A 4,828-nucleotide genomic window follows, 5' to 3' on the forward strand; every position below is an offset into this window, starting at 1 on the left:
GCTCGATACCGCCGGTTACTTCGCGACGCCCGAAAGACCGGTGAAGGTTTGGTTCGATGTGCCACCGTCGCTTACCGGCTACGATGCTATCGACCTCGATAGCCGAGACTTGGGGGAAGCAGCGGCGTACGAACGGGTCACAGGCGTCTTTGTCAGTCACAAACCTGACGCACGGACCTTCTCATTCAAGAAAATCGACAGCGTCATGCGTGGCCACCCTGTGGCCGAGGCGATAGCGGCTTTCCGCGCCGGACGGTTCAGACGTGCTCTTTTTGCTCCCGCATTCCCCGCCATGGGCCGAGCCACGGTCGATGGCCGGCAACAGGTAAGCTCGTCGCACGGGATAACCCCTGTCGGTCCAGCGCTAGTCGGTGCACTATCGAGCTATGGGGTTCCTGCAGCGATGATCGGCGACGCCTGGAAGCAGGATGGATTTCTTGTCGCCAACGCTTCAAGCGATGCCGAGCTTGCGGCGACCGTCGCTGCCTTCGGAGGGGAGGCCGAGGACCTTTATGTGGGCTCAGGCGGATTGGCTTCCGTGCTCGCGGGAAGGTCGGCTTCCAGCCTCCGGCCACCGGCACTCGATCTCGCCATCTGTGGCACGAACCATCCGGTTGCTTTGCGCCAGGTCGCGGCGGTCCGCGGGCTGGAGACCGTCGTGATGGACGGATCCATTTCCGTACATCCCGCCTCCCCATTTCTGTTGGTCGCGCCGTCCCACGCTGCTGCGGAAGCCCAAGCGCGGCTGGCAATAGAGCAATCGCTCAAGCAACTCGTGGCCAGATTGCCGGCGCCACGTTCAGCGCTGGTAACAGGCGGGTGGACCTTGCGGCTGCTGGCGAGCATCTGCGGGGCCTCCCAAATGCTGTGCGAAGGGCTCTACGAGCCCGGTGTGGCGGTCAGCCGAATAATCTCGGGCGCTTGGAATGGCACTGTCATCGTCTCGAAGTCGGGTGGGTTCGGTAGCGAGGAGCTTTTCGCCAGACTGTTTTTTCCAGCGCGCGAAACTGGTGATTCATCTAGGTAGCAAAGCAGTCTGGCCTGAGCACATGAGCTTCTGGCACGCAACGGCGCGCTACCACGGAGCGATAGAGAAGTTAATTAGCAACCGTCAATAGCTGCACGTCAGGGGTATGCCCCAACGTGACGACATGCCAATGCAAGGGCGATGTAAGTTCCGTAGGCTACCGCCTCCACGATCTACGGCATGTTCGACCTGTTTTCCTCGCCCGGCAGGGATTTCCTGTTCATAACCAGCGGTGCGGCGGGCACGCCGCGCATGCGGCCCTATGTGGTTGCTGGGGACGGCAGCCCGTTTCGCGCTGCAAACGGCATCTGGGTGCGCCCAGATCACAGCCTTGCCGATTGCCCGCCACCCGACATCGTCTGTATTCCAGATTTCTTCGTCAATCCGGGAGAAAGCGTCGCCGGGCAGTATGACGCCGAAGCCGCATGGCTGAAGCGAGCGCATGACGACGGCGCCATGCTGGCCAGCGCTTGTTCGGGCGCGGTGCTGCTCGGCGAGGTCGGGCTGCTCGACAATCGCGATGCCACCATTCACTGGGGCTATGTCGAGACGCTCACGAACAACTATCCCGGCGTTAAGGTGAAGCCGGGCCAGTCACTCGTGCTGACCGGCGAGGCCCACCGCATCGTCATGGCCGGGGGCGGCTCGAGCTGGCAGATCTCGCCCTCTATCTGATCGCGCGCTTCGTCAGCCTCAGGGAGGCGATGGAGGTCGCCAAGGTCTACATGCTGCAGTGGCACGATATGGGCCAGCAGCCCTTCGCCGCGCTGATGCGCTTTCGCCAGACCGACGACGCGGTGATCAACCGCTGCCAGAAATGGGCCGAAGGCAACTACCGGATGCACTCGCCCGTCGCCGCCATGACCAAGCTGTCAGGCCTGTCCGAGCGGTCGTTCGTGCGCCGCTTCGCCAGGGCCACGGACATGAAGGCGATCGACTCCATCCATGCGCTCAGGCTCGAGCAGGCCAAGCAGCTGCTGGAGACGGGCGAGCTCCCTGTCGAAGCGGTGGCGAATGAAGTCGGCTATGAGGATGCGAGTTTTTTCGGGCGTCTCTTCCGCCGCCAGGTAGGGGTGACGCCGGCGCAATATCGCATTCGCTTCGGTGCTCTCCGGCGAGCGCTGAGCCGCGATTGAATCTCAACCGTCGCGGCGCGATGCCCATATTCTGCTCTGCGCCTCATCTCTGCTGTAGGCAGTCGTTCTATCGTCCTGAAAAGCCGACCTCGGTGCTGAATAGGTCCATGCCGCCCACAAGATCCACTCACCAATTGTAGGCGGCATTCGACTTTGGAGCACGACGCAGAAATCAAGCCTGGAGCGAAAAGATGCGAGCCCTTGCCCTCGCCACGAGGACAGATAGGGCATATGATTGAAGACAGCCCGCTCGGACCTGACGAGCTGGCTATTTGAGAGCGGGAAACGCCGCTTTAAATACGGCGCTTGTTTCACGCGCTCTCATATTGCCCGCCGCGGCCGGCCTCTGCTTTGCGCGATCCCGGTCGCTACTGCACTTACCCCTGAAGGAGAACTGAGCTTTTCACTGGAGGAGAAGTCATCATGCATTACCTTCCCAGACGTGAATTCATCATTCAAGGCGGAGCAGCCCTTGTAGCCCTGACGTCCTTTCAATCGCGGATTGCCTATGCCTTTCCAACCCGGGCCGGCGAGGAAGTCATCAAATGGCTCGATCAGCTGCCGCCGAACCCGGTACCGAAAGTCATCAAAAATCAGCTGGTGTGGGAGGATCTCGATTCCTGGGTGACGCCCAACGACAAGTTCTTTTCAATCGCGCATTTCAACCGGCCGGTCATCGACGAAACTACGTGGAAGCTCGAAATCGGCGGTTCCGTCAAAAAGCCAACAGCCCTGACGCTCGCCGACATCAGGGCTCGACCGCGCCAGGAAGTCACGTTCACGGTCGAATGTTCGGGCAATACTGGCCTACCGTTTTTCAATGGTGGGATTGGCAATGCTCGCTGGGCGGGTACGCCGCTCGCCCCGATCCTCAAGGAGGTCGGAGTCCTCGACAGTGGTATCGAGGTTGTCTTCTGGGGCACCGATGAAGGAGAAATAAAGCGAGCCGACGACATCAAGTTCACGCAGAACTTTGCGCGCAGCATGTCGCTCACCGACGCCATGGATCCCAAAAACATCCTCTGCTACGAGATGAACGGAACTCCCTTACCTCCTGATAACGGCTTCCCGCTGCGGCTGATAGCGCCGGGCTGGTACGGGATCGCGAACGTGAAATGGCTCAAACGAATGGACGTGAGCGACCAACGCTTCGAGAACCGGTTTATGGGACGCGATTATGTCACACTGCGCGAGGAGGAGCACAACGGAGAGACGGTATGGGTGGAAACCTCTGTCGGGCGGGCGCGCTTGAAGTCTGCACCGGCCCGGGTCACTCATATCGGCAGTGACCACCGGATCGTCGGGGCGGCCTGGGGCGCGCCGATCGACCGGGTCGAGGTGAAGATCGATGACGGGCCATGGATGCCGGCGGCCATCGACGAAACCGACAAGGCGGACTTCGCTTGGAAGATATGGTCCGTCGACTGGCCCAAGCCCTCCGCCGGGGAGCACACAGTCACCTCGCGTGCGGTTAGTACTGGAGGGCAGGTCCAACCCGCAATGGACGACCCCATCATCGCCAAGAAGCATACCTACTGGGAAAGTAACGGTCAGGTGACGCGACGTATCGATATTCACTGACTGGCGGAAAGCCGTATCAAACTGTCTGAGATCGACGTGACCCCATGTTTTTGGCATGGGGTCATCAAAGCCCGATGTCGCCACATCACCCCGATGTGGAACTCGATCCGCCGCTCTTCCGTGCGCTTCTGCGCTACTGCGCGCGGCGTGCTGGGATCGTCGGGCCTCTGGCAGCGCTCCTGCTACTACTCCCGTTTGGCCTGGGCTGACTTTACATACGCGCGATAGCGGGAGGCGTTCGTCCCGTTATCTCAACTGTTACATGCGCCATCCTACCTCCGAGAATACTACGTTGACGTGTGATGGTCGTGAGTTCCGCGATTACGTCAAAGGCCTTGATGCTCAACGTCGGGTCACCTTTCATCTCCGCAATAATTGGCCCGTCCACGAAGGCTTGCACTGCTCATCGTCGAACAGGTAGATCCCGCCGGCTTCGCTTTGCGCCTCGTTTATAATCCAGACAATCCAAGCCAGGCCAGAGGTCCGCGATTGGTTGAGCATAAGGCACGTTTTCTTGCTCATACTTGGTGCTGGACCCGTTGAGCTTGTAGTTTTTTGCAGAATTTTAGCTGACATGTCTTTCCTCCCCTATTCTCTGTACTAGGCGTTGCACGGGCACGAGCGACCCTCCATGCGTGTGGCCGCACCCTCATTATGGTTTTTAAGAAAGCGGGACGATTCCCTCGAGCGCCGCCCAGACCGAGGTTCGCAGCCAACGGTCCATGCTGCAGGCAAGACCGGGGTCGCCGCTTAGGAAAAGGCCGCCCCTTTCTTTCTCGCGCTCGATGTTGGAGCGGCCCTCCAGGATGGCCCCCAGCGAAACAATGCCAGTCTCGACGTAAAGGTCGACGTCCCGGCGGGGGTCGAGCGAGCATTGCTCGGGTAAGTCCTCGCCTGGCTCTACCACAAACCAGTAATGGGGACACTTCGGTGGGGGATCGTCACGAAAATGGAAGCGGATCACGGCGCGCCGCCGCGGCATTTCAGCGAGGTCGATCTTTCGCCGCACGCCCACATGAGGATCGATACATCCATGTCGGCGAGCGCGATCTCCGCCTCGATGTTGCATTGTGCCCATTCCGCC

Annotated in this window: 5 protein-coding genes; 4 read left to right on the forward strand and 1 reads right to left on the reverse strand. The window is 60.3% G+C overall.

Features of this window, described 5'->3' with window-relative positions:
- The 4 genes from EN925_RS23745 to EN925_RS23755 form a co-directional block, all read left to right on the forward strand.
- The coding region (locus EN925_RS23745; protein WP_128336979.1) for a four-carbon acid sugar kinase family protein at positions 1-1,027 on the forward strand (1,027 nt) is incomplete at its 5' end.
- A gap of 180 nt (positions 1,028-1,207) precedes the next feature.
- Positions 1,208-1,702 carry a DJ-1/PfpI family protein gene (locus tag EN925_RS40180; protein WP_206526341.1) on the forward strand — a complete coding sequence of 165 codons (495 nt, stop codon included), beginning with the start codon at positions 1,208-1,210 and terminating at the stop codon, positions 1,700-1,702.
- Between the two features lie 29 nt (positions 1,703-1,731).
- Positions 1,732-2,163 carry a helix-turn-helix domain-containing protein gene (locus EN925_RS40185; protein WP_164753726.1) on the forward strand — a complete coding sequence of 144 codons (432 nt, stop codon included), beginning with the start codon at positions 1,732-1,734 and terminating at the stop codon, positions 2,161-2,163.
- A 423-nt stretch (positions 2,164-2,586) separates the two neighbouring features.
- A complete protein-coding gene (locus EN925_RS23755) occupies positions 2,587-3,744 on the forward strand; it encodes a sulfite oxidase (protein ID WP_127385083.1) in 1,158 nt (385 codons plus the stop codon).
- Positions 3,745-4,405: 661 nt separating this feature from the next.
- On the opposite strand, the gene EN925_RS23765 is transcribed toward EN925_RS23755, so the two are convergent.
- Entirely contained in the window at positions 4,406-4,708 is a 303-nt protein-coding gene (locus EN925_RS23765) for a hypothetical protein (RefSeq protein WP_127368418.1), read from the reverse strand.
- Positions 4,709-4,828: the final 120 nt, after the last annotated feature.

The organism is Mesorhizobium sp. M7A.F.Ca.US.006.04.2.1, assembly GCF_004022915.1.
Lineage (GTDB): Bacteria > Pseudomonadota > Alphaproteobacteria > Rhizobiales > Rhizobiaceae > Mesorhizobium > Mesorhizobium ciceri.

Coding starts and splice junctions, on each gene's coding strand:
- EN925_RS40180 (WP_206526341.1), top strand. CDS start 1,208: ATGTTCGACCTGTTTTCCTCGCCCGGCAGGGATTTCCTGTTCATAACC.
- EN925_RS40185 (WP_164753726.1), top strand. CDS start 1,732: ATGGAGGTCGCCAAGGTCTACATGCTGCAGTGGCACGATATGGGCCAG.
- EN925_RS23755 (WP_127385083.1), top strand. CDS start 2,587: ATGCATTACCTTCCCAGACGTGAATTCATCATTCAAGGCGGAGCAGCC.